Consider the following 15187-nt stretch of genomic DNA (forward strand, 5'->3'; position numbering starts at 1 on the left):
GCGCCGGCGAAGCCGACATGATATGGTCAAGCTCGGGGCCATTGATGAATTGGGGCAAGCCGTGGCGTGGGCGCCGCAGCCTGCAGGGTTTGGACTACGGTCATGCGCCTTTTTCTGGCGGTCGTGCTGCTGATGACCATGGCGTTCTTTTCCGCTGCGCGCGGCGAAGAGCGGATAGCGCTGGTTGTCGCCAATCCGGCCTATGAGGGCTCACCGGCAATCGCCAACGCCGACCTCAGTGCCGAACTCGTTGCAGCGACACTACGATCGCTTGGCTTCGCCGTCCGGCAGGTGTCGGATGGCGATCGCGCCGATGTCGCGCGCGCCATGCATGATTTCGCCCAATCCCTAGCCAATCCGGACTCCGTCGGCATCTTCTACTATGTCGGCCACACCGCGCAGGCCAACGGCAGGAACTATTTACTGACGCGCGGCACCCGGATCGATTCAAAGGAAACGGTCGACCAGACGGCACTGCCCCTCGATCTGTTCATGCAGGCGCTCGAGGCAACCCCGACATTGAAGGTGGTTCTGCTCGACATTCCCGGCGATGGCCACAACCCTACTTCCGGCGTGATGCAGGGTCTGGCGGCGGTCGATCCCCTCACCCACGCCATCGTCGCCCTGTCGGCCAAACCCGGAACCGTTGCACTGGACGAAGCCAGCCCCGTCACCGTATTTGCCGATGCGCTCACCGCTGCGCTGGTCAAGCGCGGCGCGGACATAGCCATCATCCTCGCCTCGGTCAGGCAAACCACTATCGACAAAACGTCAGGCGCCCAGTGGCCATGGATGGCATATGGCCGCTCGGCAGACGCTGCCTTTGTGCTGACGCCGGACCAGATGGCCGGCGCGGCACCGGCGCTGCCGCTTGTGCCGGAACCGGCACCGCCGGCGATGGCGAGCGGCGGCTACATCTCCGGGAGTGGGGGTTGGGAGCCTGACGGCAGCGACTACGCCGATGACAGCGGTCAGGAGCCCTACCCCATGGACGTTGCACCGGGCTCCGGCAGTCCCGATGCCGCGATGGGCGACAGCGCGAAGGAGGCGGCGCTCTACGAGGAATACAAACGCCAGGAACAGCAGCGCCAATTGCAGGAGGAGCAGGCTCGGCAACGATACGAAGAGGAAAAGCAACGTCTGGAAGACGCGGCTGCGGCCGCTGCCCAGAACAATCTCGGCGGGACCTATCCGCAGGATGGCGAAGCCACCGGCGCCGAACCGCCCCCCGATAAGGCAGGGATCCCCCCTGAGGACGGCATGACATCGGCCCCGCCACCCGCGACCGGCACCGAAAGTCAGCCGGAGGCGCAGGCGCCACCGAAACCAGCGCCGCCGCCCATCGACCAGGCGCAAAGCCCTCCTTCCGGCGGCGCCCTTCCACAACCCGAGACGGGCGCTGTCGAGGTGGTGCGCCATCCAACCATCGATGCGCCGGATGAGATTGTCGCCGGCGGGACGGTGACCGTTTCGATCGCTCTGACCGAGGAGCAATTGACGCCCGAAGTGAAGGTAAAGGCAGCGCCGGGCTCGTCGGTGACAGAAGATGGCGCCCTGGCCATGGCGATGCCGGCGGGAGCCGAGCAATGGCCGATCGACATCGATCTGTTCGCCTCCGGCTTCGATCTCACCGACGGCGGCAAATGGAGCCGGCAAACGACGCTCTACCGCCAGGGCGACAGCGACTTCGTCCGCTTCGACGTCAAGGCGCGGCCGACCGCCAACGACAGCAAGCCGTCCCAGTTCATCGCACGCATCTACAGCGCCGGGAGGTTCCTCGGATCGGCGTCGCGGTCCGTTGTCATCCGTCGCACGCCGCCTGTCGAGGCAGCCGCTCCGAGCGCCGCAGCCGAACGCTCCGCAGCACCTGCCATGCTGATGCTGGCCGCAGCGCCGCCGCAGCCGGCGGTAACTGGCAATGTGACGCTCGGCGGCGCAGCCGGCGATGACGTCCCCGATCTCGACGTGACCATCCTCTATGACGATCCGAGCGGGCTGGGTTCGGGGCAGATCATCATCCATTCGCCGCATCTGGCCGGTCCGGTGACCGATACGTTCTCGACGCCACCTGAGATGGCGGCATGGCTGGACTCCGAATACCGCCGCCTGCTGCAGCTCGGATTGAGCCTGCGCGGCGCCGTTTCGCTGCAGCAGCCTGCCGCAAGCAGCGATACGGGGGCGCAAAAGCGCTTTGTCACGCTCGCCGCCGAAGGTTTTGGCGATGCGCTCTACCGCGACTATGTGCCGAAACCGTTCAAGGACGTGTTCTGGTCGCTGCGCGGCAAAGGCGAACTCCATTCGATCCAGATCACCTCGAACAGCCCGACGCTGCCCTGGGAATTGATCCGCCCGCGCAGCGCCGACGGCGCCGTCGCCGACGGTTTTCTCGGTATGGGCTACCGGCTGGCGCGCTGGGCTCCGCGCAGCAGTGCCTCACAGGTCGACAACCCGCTCGACCGCATGACCTTCACCGGCGTCGCGGCTGTCGCGCCCTCCTATGTCGACAAACGCTCGCTGCGCTTCCAACAGGACGAGATCGCGGCGCTGAGCAAGCTTTACGGCTACCGCCGCTTCGATGGCGATTTCATCTCTTTCGAGAAACTGGTCGGTGAAGTCTCGACCGGTTTCATTCATTTCTCCGGTCATGGCGAGGTCAACCAGCCGAGCAGTGGCCGGCCGGTCTTTGCCATCGATCTCGTCGATCAGTCGCTCGACCCGGATACATGGGCTGCGCTGGTCGCCACCGCGCATGGCAAGGGCAATCCGTTCTACTTCTTCAACGCCTGCGACACAGGCCGTTCCCAGATGCTCGGCGGCTTCGTGCAGGGCTGGGGTCCGGCGGTGCTGGCGGGCGGCGCTTCCGGCTTCATCGGCGGCATGTGGCCACTGACCGACCGCGCGGCAGCGGCCTTCTCGACCGATTTCTATGGCGGCATCAGCACGCGGATCAAGGACGGGCCGGTCTATCTGGCCGAGATCCTGCAGGACGTCCGCAGAGAATTCTACCGGACCGGCGATCCGACCTATCTCGCCTACACATTCTACGGCAACGCCAATCTGAGGATTGTCGGGCAGTAGGCGACGGATCGTCGTTGGCGGATTGGCTTCGCCTACAATGCGTTTTGCGGGCATGGCACGCCGGCGCCGCCGCAGCGTGAGGCCATCGGCCTGGAGCTCATGTCTTCGGACTGCCGCACAAGCTCCGCAAAGAGAAGGGCGAAACTTCCCATCACAAGGAAGACGATAATCAGGCGTGTCACCGGCAATAGACAGGTCTCGACTGGCTAGCCCCCCAGCCACCCATCCTCTGTCGGCTAACATGATCGATCAGGCTTTACGAGTGCTTAAGCTCGCACTTAACCATCACATTCGCCGTTCCGGCGACATGAAGCGCGAGCCGCCGATTCCGTTTCGCCGCGGCCGCAACTGCGCCGGACGATGCCTCCCTTTGCAGATGCGCTTGCCCATGCTACCCCACGCAACCGCCGCCGACCGCCATCGGCCGACCGCCATCGGAATGTCATGAGCAAAGCCAATCTCGCCTTCGTCTCCTCCGACACTGCCGATGCCAAGGCGGCGATGGAGAGCCTGTCGGCCCGCTATGGCCAGGCATCCTTCGACGACGCCCAGGTGGTGGTGGCGCTGGGTGGCGACGGCTTCCTGCTGCAGACCTTGCGCGACACGATGAGCACGGGAAAGAAGGTCTACGGCATGAACCGTGGCACCATCGGCTTCCTGATGAACGAGTACCGCGTAGGCGGCCTCACCGAGCGCATCGCGGCCGCGGTCGCCGAAACGATCCGCCCGCTGGAGATGCTGGCGTTGACGCATGAGGGCGAGACGGTTTCGGCACTCGCCATCAACGAGGTGGCGCTGTGGCGTCAGTCCTACCAGACGGCAAAGATCCGCATCACCGTCGATGAGCAGGTACGAATCGAGGAACTGAACTGCGACGGCGTGATGATCGCGACGCCGGCCGGCTCGACCGCCTACAATCTGTCGGCGCACGGTCCGATCCTGCCGCTGGATGCGCCGCTGCTGGCGCTGACCCCGGTCAGCCCGTTCCGGCCACGCCGTTGGCGGGGTGCCCTGTTGTCCAACAAGGCGACCGTACGCTTCGATATTCTGGAGTCGGAAAAGCGCCCAGTGAACACCGCCGCCGACCATACCGAGGTCAAGGCGGTGGCTTCCGTGACGGTCCGGGAATCGCCGACTGCGACGGCGACGCTGCTGTTTGATCCCAACCATTCGTGGAACGAACGCATTCTCGCCGAGCAGTTTCGCTATTGAGCCGGCGCAAAGAGTGACTACCTAATTAAGCATCGCGATTAAGCTTACGTTTTCACAATCGTGCCAATCCCGCCCGTTTCTGTTGACAAATCGCGGGCTTGCGCCTAATCGCAATACCAATCTTGCAGGCACGCTGTGCTTGCCGCGACGGATGCCGTTGCGCTTCCCCGAACCAGCCAAAGACAGCAACTCTTGTCCTCAGACGCCACGACCGCTCCAGAAGCGTTGACCTTTTCAGACCTCGGCCTGTCGCCGAAGGTCCTTTCCGCAGTCACCGATGCCGGCTACACCGTGCCGACGCCGATCCAGGCTGGCGCCATCCCGCATGCCTTGCTCGGCAAGGATATTCTGGGCATAGCACAGACCGGCACCGGCAAGACGGCCTCCTTCGTGCTGCCGATGCTGACCCGCCTCGAAAAAGGCCGGGCCCGTGCACGCATGCCGCGCACGCTGATCCTCGAGCCGACGCGCGAGCTCGCCGCGCAGGTCGAAGAGAATTTCATCAGATACGGCAAGAACCACAAGCTCAACATCGCGCTGCTGATCGGCGGCGTCTCTTTCGACGAGCAGGACAAGAAGCTCGAGCGCGGCGCCGACGTGCTGATCGCCACACCCGGCCGTCTGCTCGATCACCGCGAGCGCGGCAAGCTGTTGCTCAACGGCGTCGAGATCCTCGTCATCGACGAGGCCGACCGCATGCTGGACATGGGCTTCATCCCCGACATCGAGCGCATCTGCGAGATGATCCCGTTCACCAGGCAGACGCTGTTCTTCTCAGCGACCATGCCGCCGGAGATCACCAAGCTCACCGAGAAATTCCTGCATGCGCCGGTGCGCGTCGAGGTGTCCAAGGCGGCATCCGCTGCCACCAACATCATCCAGCGCCTGGTCAAGTCCGGCTCCAAGCCGTGGGACAAGCGCGAGACGCTACGCAATCTGATAAAGGCCGAAGACGCCGAGCTGAAGAACGCTATCATTTTCTGCAACCGCAAGGTCGAGGTCGCGGAGCTGTTCCGCTCGCTGCTGAAGTATGATTTCGACGCCGGCGCCCTGCATGGCGACATGGACCAGCGCGCCCGCATGCAGATGCTGGCCAATTTCCGCGATGGCAAATTGCGCTATCTCGTGGCGTCCGACGTCGCCGCGCGCGGCCTCGACATTCCCGACGTCAGCCACGTCTTCAACTACGACGTGCCGATCCACGCCGAAGACTATGTCCACCGCATCGGCCGCACCGGCCGCGCCGGACGCTCGGGCAAATCCTTCACCATCGCCACCAAGTCCGACACCAAATACATCGACGCCATCGAGCGGCTGATCGGCAACAAGATCGAGTGGCATGACGGCGACCTGTCGACCGTGGTCGCCAGCGAAGGCGGCGAGGACGAAGCGCCCCGCCGTGGCCGTGGCGCTCCGCGCCGCGCCGGCCGCAAGGACGAGGACCGCAAGCCCCATGATCGCAAGGACGGTGGCGAGCGCAAGCCGCGCGAACGCCATGCCAAGCGCAGCGACGACGCGCCGGCGGCAGATGCCGCGCGCGAGGAACAGCCGGTGGTAGCCGAGGCCGCGGTCGCCGACATCGGCGAACGGCATCAGCGCAAGGAAGCGATTCGCTCCGAAAACAGCGACCGCAAGGTCTCCGATCGCAACAACGAGAACCGCGCCCCGGAACGCGGCGACACAAGGCCGCAGCGCGCCAGCAACAGCCGCCCTGCCCGCGGCAACAACCGCGGTGAAGACAATGACGGCACCGTCGGCTTCGGCGACGACATGCCGGCCTTCATGAAGATCGTCGCCAAGGTCTGATCCCATGAGCCGCGGCGTCCCGAGGACGCGCGGCTTGCCTGGACGCGACGGGGATGTGAGATCTGGAGCCCGCTCCAGGATCAGTCGGCGCCATGCGCGGTTCGCAAGACAGGCTCGATCTACCCGATCGCTTCCGGCCTGGAGGGCTTAACGAGCCCGTCGATGCTACAGGCTTTTCAGTTCCAGGCGGGATGCCAATAAATCCAGAAATGCCCGAACCTTGGCCGAAGATGACCGGCCTTCCTGCCACAAGGCATGGATCGGCACCGGTGCCGGCTCGAATTCCGTCAAAACCAGTTCGACGAGACCGTCGTCGACCAAATGTCTTATCTGCCACAGAGGCGAGAAGCCCAAACCCAGTCCGTGGATTGCGGCGGAATAGACCGAGGTCATCAGATTGGAGCGAAAAGCGCCTGCGACCTTCACGGTCCGGGGTTTCCCGTCGATCTGAAACGTCCATTCACCTGGACGCTCGTTAGCTGTTCTGATGATGCAACTGTGCTCACTCAGCTGGAAGGGATGGGCCGGCCGGCCGCACCGCGCGAAATAGGAAGGCGCGCCGAACACAACGCGCCGCAACGCCCCCAGGCGTTTGGCTTTCAAGTTGGAATCCGGCAAATCGCCGATGCGTATTGCCAGGTCGAGACCTTCGGCGCCAAGATCGGCAAATCCATCGGAAAGTTGAAGATCGACCTCGACCCGGGGATATGTCCGCATGTATTCCGCGATGACAGGCATCAGGACGTTTGGGCCAAACAGAACCGGCGCCCCGATGCGCAGGACGCCTGCCGGCTCAGATCGTCGATTGATCGCCTGAAGTCTTGCGTCGTTTATTTCGTCGACAGCGGGTTTGATCCGGTTGAAAAAGGCTGCTCCGACTTCACTCGGTGTCGAGCGACGCGTTGTCCTGTGGATCAACTCGACGCCGACTGATTGCTCCAGTGCCGCCAGGGACCGGCTGACCGACTGCAGCGAGCGGTTCAGCCGATGTGCGGCAGTCGTCAGACTTCCATGCTCGACGATCGCGATGAAAGCCTCGAAATCGTCCATCCGGCTCATGTATTCTCCCGATCTTCGACATAATATATCGCAAAAACGGGTAATTGTAACGGCAAGTGCGACGTCGTACCTCTCTGCAAGTTGTCCCGCGAGGACAGGCTTGATGGAAGGGAATCGTCATGCAAGTAGCCAATCCAACTGTTCTGGTTGTTGGTGCCACAGGCCGAGTTGCGGGACTTGTCGTGCCTGAACTTGTCCGCCGCAATGCCAATGTTCGAGCGCTCGTTCGCGACCCTGCGAATGCCGAAAAGGCCCGGAAGCTGGGGGCATCCGAGGTCGCGACAGGAGATTTGCGAAATCGTCAGAGCCTCGAAAGGGCGGTCGAGGGCGTCGACGGCGTCTTTCACATTGGGCCGGCTTTTGCTCCCGATGAAGCAGCCATGGGCGTTGCCATGGTTGAGGCCGCCACGCGAGCAGGAGTTCGAAAGTTCGTCTTCTCGTCGGTGATCCAACCTACCAATACGCGACTGAAGAACCATGCCAGCAAGGTGCCTGTCGAGGCTGCTCTCTACTCGACGACGATGGAATATACGATTCTGCACCCTGCCAATTTCATGCAGAACCTCGCAGCGGCCTGGCCGTCCGTCGTTGAACATGGTGTTTTCTCGGAACCGTTTCCAAAGACGGCGAAGCTGGCCCGCGTCGACTACCGCGATGTCGCTGAGGTGGCGGCGATCGCCCTAACCGAAGCGCGATTGTCCTACGCGACCCTCGATCTGTGCGCTGACGGTATGCACAGCCGGGAAGACATCGTTGCGATGATGAGTGAGGAACTTGGCAGACCCATCTCTTCTGGTGAGCCGACATTTGGCGAGTGGGCGGCCGAGGCACGACTTCCCTACAATGACCGCCAAATGCAGGTGCTGGCTAAAATATACGCCCACTATGCCCACTATGGCCTTGGCGGAAACAGTCTGACATTGCGCGCCGCCCTGGGCCGCGAACCGCGTTCGTTGCGCGGCTTTATTCGGAACCTGGCCCAGCAAATGGCGCAGGCCGCCTGACTGCGCTCAGCCGCGCATACTTTCACTTTTCGAGAAGGAGATAGGTGATGCGACCGTCATCCCACAAGGTTTTGAAATCGAGAAAGCTACCGGCCTCTTACAATGCGCTGGTGATGCCATTCGTTCTTTCCATCCTGATGTCGTGCATTGTTTCCGCGGTAGCGACGCTGATCAATGCGGGCTGGACAACCGGTTTCGTGGCGACCTGGCCGTATGCATGGGGAGCATCATGGCTAATGGGCTTTCCAAGTCTGCTGCTGGTCTTGCCGATCGTGCGCCGTATCGTTGCGGCAATTGTCGATCAGCCGACCTCGTAGGCCTTGATTACAGGGGCCGACATGCCAAACAAAAACGGCCCTTGCGGGCCGCTTTACCTTCGACTGACGGCTCGCAGCGCCATTGTCGGCTTCCGCGACCAGATACCTGTCTTCATGCGGGCAGCCTTCATGCGGGCCAGCCCTCATGCCGATCGTCGTCCGAGCCTGATCCCGAGCGCTCTTAAATGCAGCCGGCCGGCTTGCACTCTTGGCAAGCTCCTATCCTGGCCGTCCGTCACATCGGGCCGGGCATCATCTTGGTCGGTTTTTCCAGCATCGGAAACTCTGCCTTGCTGCATTTCACGTTCGGGTTGGTCGGACTGAACATGCCGTTCGGATTGTCTCTGAACAGCCAGGCATGAAGGTCGTAGTGGACGAACTCCCTCGGAATGAGCGGATAGTGCCCTTCCATCGGTCCCATGAAGGTCTGGCCAAATAGTTTTGGAGGTTCCTTGGTGTCTGGCGTCAGGGGCATCAGCCATTCCACGCCAACCAATTTCAAGCCTTTCTTGGTCGGCTCGTAGATCAGCACATTGGGGCGCATCGGATCGAGTTTCTGACCGACACTCGGGACGTTGACGAAATGGATGCCCATAGCGCCCTTCGGATAGTCCATTGCGCCCTCGATCCTGTCCCCGCTGTAATAGACGCACCCGACAGTCGACAGATAAAGGTCGCGGACGGCGACCGTGTAGTCCTCATATTTGGCGAGCGATTTCTTCAAAGCTTCGATGTCGGCTTTGTTGGCGTCCTCGGCTCGAGCCGTGGCGGCTGCGCACCAAGCTGAGGCCAGACCTGTCAAAATGAGGACGCCGCAACGCCCAAGACGAGCTGTTCTTGTCATGCATTCCTCCCAGATTTCCTTATCTGGCCGTGCAGGACCGGGGCCGACTAAGTGACTGCGCGGCCGTTTGTATCGCCCCATCCCCTCTGGAACCGCACCAATGCTAATCTCTTCCAAGGCCTCCGGAAAGGAATTATTAGAAATCTCTAATGCGTTAGACCTTTTGGCGGACCACAGGAGCCCAAAAAGAAAGCGGCCCCTTGCGGGGCCGCCTTCGCATTCGATGCCGACCTGATCAGGTCAGCGGCGAAAGCTGGATCTCGACGCGCCGGTTCTGCGCACGGCCGGCCGTCGTTCCATTGGACGCGATCGGACGGGTCTTGCCGAAACCGGTGACGGCGAAGCGGCGCGAATCGACACCTTGCCCTGAGAGATAGTTGGCGACCGCCAATGCGCGGCGCTGCGACAGATCGAAATTGTGTTCGTCGCCACCGGTCGAATCGGTGTGGCCGAACACGTCGACCGTGGTCTGCTTGAACTTCTTCAGCACCAGCGCAACCGAGTTCAGCACCTGGTAGAAGCCAGGCTTCACCGCATCCTGGTCGACGTTGAAAGTAATGTCGGACGGCATGTTGAGGATGATCTGGTCGCCGGTGCGGGTGACGCTGACGCCGGTGCCTTCGAGCTGGCGGCGCAGTTCAGCCTCGTTCTGGTCCATGGTCGCGCCGATGGCGCCGCCGGCCAGCGCGCCGATACCGGCGCCGATCAGCGCGTTGCGGCGGTCATTGCCGCCGGCAAGCAGGCCGAGGCCCGCGCCCGCCAGGGCACCAAGGCCGGCGCCGGCTGCGGTGTTCGAAACCTTCTGCTCGCCGGTGTACGGATCGGTCGTGGTGCAGGCACTCACCAGCACAGCCGTCGCAACGGCGACGAGCACAGTCTTTTTCATAGAATCGTCCCTCTCCAAAGCGCGGCCTTTGCGGCTCGCGCATATAAGCCCTTCTCCGGTCTTGTAACATGAAATGCGGCGAAAAACCGAGCGGCGAAAGCGGCTTTTCCCCGCTCGCGCCACTCTTCCGCTTCGGTGGCTGGTGCTGGCCTACCAGAGGTTCTTGCCGTCAATGACGACCACCTCGACCTTATCGAGGTCGAAATCGTCGAACAGCCGCGAATTGACTGATATCTTGGGATTGTCGAAGTCCGGTTTGCCGGTTGACCAGTCCGGCGTTTCGGTGAAGGTGCCGCAGCCGCAAATGGCGCAAAACCCGTGTTTGACGGTCTTCGATCCCCATTGATAGAAGGAAACGTTTTCCGGCGAGCTGGTGAGCTTGAATTGCGACGGAACGTAGTAAGCCCACAGCGAACCGCGCTTGGAGCAGAACGAGCAGGTGCATTGTGTTACCGTCTCGGGCGCCTGCGAAACCTCGAACGTCGTCGCCTTGCAATGACAGCTGGCCTTGATGGTCATGAAAAGCTTTCCTCTCCGTTGCCGCCACCCATGCGGCAAGGCACCATAAAGGAAGGCTCCTGACAACTGTCTGTCAGCAGGCTCCGATCGATCGAGCCGAGCGGCGCTCTGGCCGAAGCAGACCCGTCGTCACGTCCCAATCGTCGTCACCTGCCGATATAGGCGGCCAGTTCGTCCGGCGTCCCGTTTGGGAAAGCCTGTTTCAGAAAATCCAGGAACGCCGACACGCGCGCGCTGAGCAGCCGCCGCGACGGGTAGAGCGTCCATAGAGAAATTTCGGGGCCGTCAATATCCCCCCAATTCACCAGTGTGCCGTCAGCCAGGTCGTGGGCCACCAACGAAATGGGAAGCCGTCCTGCGCCGACGCCGGCTCGCACCGCATCGCGGACCATGATCAGCGTCGACAAGGCGAGGACCGGCTCGATTCTAAGTGTTGCCCGGCCACCTGGTGTCTTCACCTGCCATGTTTGCCGCTCGCCTGTCCCGCGCGCAACGCCAGGAGCGGCGAGCCCACCGGTCGGGCGAGGAAGGTCCGGGCTCGCCACAACGACCAGGCGGTCGCGGAGAAACGCCCGTCCGACCAGGCTTTCATCGGGATCCGGATTGACCCGGATTACCAGATCGTAGCCTTCCTCGATCATGTCGACATGCCGGTCTTCGGTGGTCACTTCAAGCCTCACCTCAGGATACCTCAGGGCAAATCCCGCGGCGATCCTCCCCATTGCAGTCTGCGAAAAATGCAAAGGCGCGCTGATCCGCAATCTGCCCTTGGGTCTCTGGCCGCCCGAGGCAATCGCCGATGCCGTCTCGTCCAGCTCGGCAAGCAACGCCCCCGTCCGCTCGAAGAGCGCCCGTCCTTCTTCGGTCAGCTTCAGGTTACGCGCACCCCGTTCGAACAGACGCAGATCGAGACTGCTTTCCAATTCGCCAACGCGCCGGGACAATGTTGCCTTGGGCCGGCCGGTGGACCTTGCCGCTTTGCCGAAGCCGCCATGGCGAGCCACGAGGTTAAAATCGGCAAGGGCTAAAAGATCCATGACTGTCCCACCAGTGAGACGACGTGTCTAAAATTGCCGTCTACTGGGCTCTTTGTGAGCCACACATATTGGGGCTGTCAAGCAACCCAACAGGAGAAATTCCATGACCATTCTCGTTACCGGCGCCACCGGCAATATCGGCCGCCAAGTCGTCGAACAGCTCGCCAAGCGCGGCGCCGATGTGCGTGCTCTCGTGCGCGATCCGTCGAAAACCAGTTTTCCGGCAGGCGTATCCGTCGTGCAAGGCGACTTTCTCGATGTCGATTCGCTGCGCAAAGCCATGTCTGGCGTTTCCACGCTGTTCCTCTTGAACGCCGTGGTGCCGGACGAATTCACCCAGGCTTTGATCGCCTTGAATGTCGCCCGATCGGCCGGCATCGAGCGGATCGTCTATCTCTCGGTGATCCACGCTGACGTCTATGTGAACGTGCCGCATTTCGCGGGCAAGTTCGGCGTGGAGCGAATGATCGAACAGATGGACTTCAAAGCTACGATCTTGCGCCCGGCCTACTTCATCCAGAACGATCTGACGGTCGAAGACGTCATCACCGGCTACGGCACCTACCCAATGCCGATCGGCCCCAAGGGTCTCGCCATGATCGATGCCCGCGATATCGCCGAGATCGCCGCTCTTGAGCTGCTGCGTCGCGAACGGTCCAAGGAGCCGCTTGCGTTCGAGAGGATCAACCTCGTCGGTCCGCAGACACTGACCGGGACGGACATTGCCGCAATCTGGTCAGACGTACTCGCCCGCCCGATCAGCTACAGCGGCGACAATACGGAGGGTTTTGAGCAAAATCTCAAGCAGTTCCTGCCCGCCTGGATGGCCTACGACATGCGCCTGATGGGCGAGCGTTTCTTTACCGACGGGATGCTGCCCGAGACCGGCGACGTCGAGCGCCTGACGGCACTTCTGGGTCGCCCACTGCGGCCGTATCGCGACTTCGCCTCAGCACTCGCTGCTTCCGTCTGACGCAAGCGCCTTCAGCACCAAGGCCGGCCTTCCGATGAGAACTGCCAACAGAACTCAGTAGGAACGCGGTGGCACGAACAGGCAGATCGTCTTGCCTGCGTCGAGGCCGGCCTGGTGCGCGCACCAGTGGAAATCGCCGTCGGGTGAGTCCTTGACCCGCTTGTCGCTCATCGGCACGACCTCCCCCGTTCCGGCGATGACATAGCCCTCCGGCTTTTCCAGCACCTCGCCGGTATGGGTGGTACGGCAGTCGTAGTTTGCGCAGCAGGCGAAGGGATAACTCCAGCCTTGCGGCTTCGCCGCCGTAGGCTTGGCGTCATGGGCGAAGGCGGGTGCGGTCAGCACCGCAGCAAGCATCGCGATTGCAAAGATCGGGGTCACGAACAAGGAAAATAGGAGTCGGCCAGCCGGTTGAACGGCTCTGGCCGATCGGAGAGTGGCAGCAGACATGGAAGCGTTCCTTTCAAACGAGCATCAAGCGTTTCGCTTGCCCGTTCCCGGAACGTGTCTTCCCAGTGGCCGGATCGTCAGGTCGCAGATATGCCGCGTCCGGCCATAAATGCTTTTTCTCTTCCAGCCCTCGGATGCTGGGCTGATTCCTAGGCTGGCGCAAGAAGTTGCTGCGCGAGGCCGCCACATCTACGCCGCTATCTGCAACCGCTGACGAGATCCAAGGCCAGGCTCAACTCCCGGCAGACGGGCATCGAAACAACGGGATTGGCCGAATGTGGTTCCAGCCTATACTTCGCCTGGACCGGCGACCACATGCCCTTCATATTGCGGCAAGTCGTCGGCGATGGTGAACCATGGCGCTTTGGAGCCGACGAAGATGTGCGCGGTCGGCCGGATCGTCGGATCGTCGACCAGCGTGCCCATGGCGACATGGACATAGGCGCCGTCGCGGACCAGCGAATACAGCAACGAGCCGCAGCGGCTGCAATGCGCATCGTGGCCGCTGTCATCGCCGAAATGGATGAGCCCGTGATGCCCTTCGGCAAGGGCAAGTTTCTCGCGCTCGATGCCGGCGAAGGGCTTGAAGGCGGAACCTGTGGTGCGCCGGCAGTTCGAACAATGGCAGATCGCGGCATAGACGAACTCGTCCGCCACTTCATACTGAACCGTGCCGCAAAAGCATTTGCCGGTGAGCCTGCGAGTCATGGTTCCTCCTTCGCTCCCCCGCCAAGGGATGTTCTTATTCAAGAAAGTGGCGGAAGCGCAGGTATCATCCATTCGCAGGCCGGCCTCAGCTGAATATGAACATATCCTAGTCGAGGTCGGCCACGGCTTCACCGGCACCGCCCTCGATGCGCTGCGACAACGAGGCTTCCATGAAGTCGTCGAGGTCGCCGTCGAGCACGCTCGACGGGCTGGTGCTCTCGACGCCGGTGCGCAGGTCCTTCACCAACTGGTAGGGCTGCAGCACATAGGAACGAATCTGGTGACCCCAGCCGATGTCGCTCTTCGACGCTTCTGTGGCATTGGCCACCGCTTCGCGCTTCTTCAGCTCTTCCTCGTAAAGGCGCGAGCGCAGCATTTCCCAGGCCTTCGCCTTGTTCTTGTGCTGCGAGCGTTCGGCCTGGCAGGCAACCGCGATGCCGGTGGCGATATGGGTGATGCGAACCGCCGAGTCCGTGGTGTTGACGTGCTGGCCGCCCGAACCGGATGAGCGGTAGGTGTCGATGCGTACATCGGATTCCGAGACGTCGATCTCGATCCTGTCATCGACGACCGGGTAGACCCAGACGCTGGAGAAGGACGTGTGGCGGCGCGCATTGCTGTCATAGGGTGAAATGCGGACCAGGCGATGAACGCCCGACTCGGTCTTCAGCCAGCCATAGGCATTGTGGCCCTTGATCAGGAGCGTGGCGGACTTGATGCCGGCCTCTTCGCCGTCATGGACTTCCAGCACTTCGACCTTGAAACGGCGACGCTCGGCCCAGCGCGTGTACATGCGCAGAAGCATCGAGGCCCAGTCCTGGCTCTCGGTGCCGCCGGCGCCGGCATGGACTTCGAGATAGGTGTCGTTGGCGTCGGCCTCGCCCGACAGCAGCGTCTCGACCTGGCGGGCCTTGGCCTCGCCCTGCATCGAGCGGAGGGCTGCTTCCGCCTCGGCGATCACGCTCTGGTCGCCCTCTTCCTCACCCAGTTCGATCAGGCCGATATTGTCTTCCAGCGCCTGAGTCAGGCTTTTGACGCCGGCGATCCCGTCTTCGAGGCCCTGGCGCTCGCGCATCAGCTTTTGCGCTTCCAGCGGATCATTCCAGAGGCTGGAATCCTCGGCGCGCACGTTCAGGTATTCAAGCCGCTTTATAGCCTGATCCCAGTCAAAGATGCCTCCTCAGCAGGGTGATCGCCTGCCTGATCTCGTCGACAATATTCTGCGTTTCCGCGCGCATGGCTGGTTGTTCTGTCCTGTTTTTGAAGTGGCGCTTGGGTCGGCGCGATACATAGG

14 protein-coding genes are annotated in these 15187 nt (G+C 62.2%); 6 read left to right on the forward strand and 8 right to left on the reverse strand.

Annotation, left to right across the window (positions count from 1 at the left end; all coding sequences use genetic code 11):
* The first annotated feature begins 102 nt into the window (after positions 1–102).
* The 3 genes from NKJ58_RS07395 (at position 103) to NKJ58_RS07405 (ending at position 6096) form a co-directional block, all read left to right on the forward strand.
* Positions 103–3078, forward strand: coding sequence for a caspase family protein (locus tag NKJ58_RS07395; protein ID WP_352561005.1), 2976 nt, complete (start codon positions 103–105; stop codon positions 3076–3078).
* Positions 3079–3522: 444 nt separating this feature from the next.
* The gene (locus NKJ58_RS07400; RefSeq protein WP_023681482.1) at positions 3523–4290 is read left to right on the forward strand and encodes an NAD kinase; all 768 of its coding nucleotides are present in this window, start codon (positions 3523–3525) and stop codon (positions 4288–4290) included.
* 192 nt (positions 4291–4482) lie between these two features.
* Positions 4483–6096: a DEAD/DEAH box helicase gene (locus NKJ58_RS07405; protein ID WP_352518619.1), complete on the forward strand. Its 1614-nt coding sequence runs from the start codon at positions 4483–4485 to the stop codon at positions 6094–6096.
* 165 nt (positions 6097–6261) lie between these two features.
* Here NKJ58_RS07405 and NKJ58_RS07410 read toward each other — a convergent pair whose 3' ends face one another.
* A complete protein-coding gene (locus NKJ58_RS07410) occupies positions 6262–7155 on the reverse strand; it encodes a LysR family transcriptional regulator (protein WP_352518620.1) in 894 nt (297 codons plus the stop codon).
* A 119-nt stretch (positions 7156–7274) separates the two neighbouring features.
* Between NKJ58_RS07410 and NKJ58_RS07415 the strand changes: the two genes are divergently transcribed.
* Entirely contained in the window at positions 7275–8159 is an 885-nt protein-coding gene (locus tag NKJ58_RS07415) for an NmrA/HSCARG family protein (RefSeq protein ID WP_023702467.1), read from the forward strand.
* 47 nt (positions 8160–8206) lie between these two features.
* Positions 8207–8476, forward strand: coding sequence for a DUF2798 domain-containing protein (locus NKJ58_RS07420; protein ID WP_352518621.1), 270 nt, complete (start codon positions 8207–8209; stop codon positions 8474–8476).
* A gap of 235 nt (positions 8477–8711) precedes the next feature.
* Here NKJ58_RS07420 and NKJ58_RS07425 read toward each other — a convergent pair whose 3' ends face one another.
* From NKJ58_RS07425 to NKJ58_RS07440, 4 genes are all read right to left on the reverse strand, one after another.
* Positions 8712–9320 (reverse strand): hypothetical protein, encoded by a 609-nt coding sequence (locus tag NKJ58_RS07425; RefSeq protein WP_023695361.1) that lies wholly within the window; start codon positions 9318–9320, stop codon positions 8712–8714.
* Positions 9321–9555: 235 nt separating this feature from the next.
* On the reverse strand, positions 9556–10206 hold the full coding sequence (locus NKJ58_RS07430) for a YiaD family glycine zipper/OmpA-like lipoprotein (RefSeq protein ID WP_112392195.1): 651 nt from the start codon (positions 10204–10206) through the stop codon (positions 9556–9558).
* A gap of 150 nt (positions 10207–10356) precedes the next feature.
* A complete protein-coding gene (locus NKJ58_RS07435) occupies positions 10357–10725 on the reverse strand; it encodes a GFA family protein (RefSeq protein WP_023667471.1) in 369 nt (122 codons plus the stop codon).
* Positions 10726–10871: 146 nt separating this feature from the next.
* Positions 10872–11762 carry a LysR family transcriptional regulator gene (locus NKJ58_RS07440; RefSeq protein WP_352518622.1) on the reverse strand — a complete coding sequence of 297 codons (891 nt, stop codon included), beginning with the start codon at positions 11760–11762 and terminating at the stop codon, positions 10872–10874.
* Positions 11763–11865: 103 nt separating this feature from the next.
* Here NKJ58_RS07440 and NKJ58_RS07445 point away from each other — a divergent pair, with 103 nt between their 5' ends.
* Positions 11866–12735, forward strand: coding sequence for an NmrA/HSCARG family protein (locus NKJ58_RS07445; protein WP_023667473.1), 870 nt, complete (start codon positions 11866–11868; stop codon positions 12733–12735).
* Positions 12736–12789: 54 nt separating this feature from the next.
* Here NKJ58_RS07445 and NKJ58_RS07450 read toward each other — a convergent pair whose 3' ends face one another.
* From NKJ58_RS07450 to prfB, 3 genes are all read right to left on the reverse strand, one after another.
* Positions 12790–13185: a hypothetical protein gene (locus NKJ58_RS07450; protein WP_023667474.1), complete on the reverse strand. Its 396-nt coding sequence runs from the start codon at positions 13183–13185 to the stop codon at positions 12790–12792.
* 288 nt (positions 13186–13473) lie between these two features.
* On the reverse strand, positions 13474–13893 hold the full coding sequence (locus NKJ58_RS07455) for a GFA family protein (protein WP_023667475.1): 420 nt from the start codon (positions 13891–13893) through the stop codon (positions 13474–13476).
* 106 nt (positions 13894–13999) lie between these two features.
* A protein-coding gene (prfB, locus tag NKJ58_RS07460) for a peptide chain release factor 2 (protein WP_155922402.1) occupies positions 14000–15131 on the reverse strand; the annotation gives its coding sequence in 2 pieces (ribosomal slippage) (positions 14000–15064 and positions 15066–15131; 1131 coding nt in all).
* Between the last annotated feature and the right edge of the window lie 56 nt (positions 15132–15187).

Origin of the sequence: Mesorhizobium sp. M0139 (assembly GCF_040322455.1) — a bacterium.
GTDB lineage: Bacteria > Pseudomonadota > Alphaproteobacteria > Rhizobiales > Rhizobiaceae > Mesorhizobium.

Bases quoted from the DNA above. Each gene is read 5' to 3' on its own strand.
- NKJ58_RS07445 (WP_023667473.1), top strand. From the start codon at position 11,866: ATGACCATTCTCGTTACCGGCGCCACCGGCAATATCGGCCGCCAAGTC.
- NKJ58_RS07455 (WP_023667475.1), bottom strand. From the start codon at position 13,893: ATGACTCGCAGGCTCACCGGCAAATGCTTTTGCGGCACGGTTCAGTAT.
- NKJ58_RS07450 (WP_023667474.1), bottom strand. From the start codon at position 13,185: ATGTCTGCTGCCACTCTCCGATCGGCCAGAGCCGTTCAACCGGCTGGC.
- NKJ58_RS07420 (WP_352518621.1), top strand. From the start codon at position 8,207: ATGCGACCGTCATCCCACAAGGTTTTGAAATCGAGAAAGCTACCGGCC.
- NKJ58_RS07395 (WP_352561005.1), top strand. From the start codon at position 103: ATGCGCCTTTTTCTGGCGGTCGTGCTGCTGATGACCATGGCGTTCTTT.
- NKJ58_RS07430 (WP_112392195.1), bottom strand. From the start codon at position 10,206: ATGAAAAAGACTGTGCTCGTCGCCGTTGCGACGGCTGTGCTGGTGAGT.
- NKJ58_RS07400 (WP_023681482.1), top strand. From the start codon at position 3,523: ATGAGCAAAGCCAATCTCGCCTTCGTCTCCTCCGACACTGCCGATGCC.
- NKJ58_RS07415 (WP_023702467.1), top strand. From the start codon at position 7,275: ATGCAAGTAGCCAATCCAACTGTTCTGGTTGTTGGTGCCACAGGCCGA.
- NKJ58_RS07410 (WP_352518620.1), bottom strand. From the start codon at position 7,155: ATGAGCCGGATGGACGATTTCGAGGCTTTCATCGCGATCGTCGAGCAT.
- NKJ58_RS07435 (WP_023667471.1), bottom strand. From the start codon at position 10,725: ATGACCATCAAGGCCAGCTGTCATTGCAAGGCGACGACGTTCGAGGTT.
- NKJ58_RS07425 (WP_023695361.1), bottom strand. From the start codon at position 9,320: ATGACAAGAACAGCTCGTCTTGGGCGTTGCGGCGTCCTCATTTTGACA.
- NKJ58_RS07440 (WP_352518622.1), bottom strand. From the start codon at position 11,762: ATGGATCTTTTAGCCCTTGCCGATTTTAACCTCGTGGCTCGCCATGGC.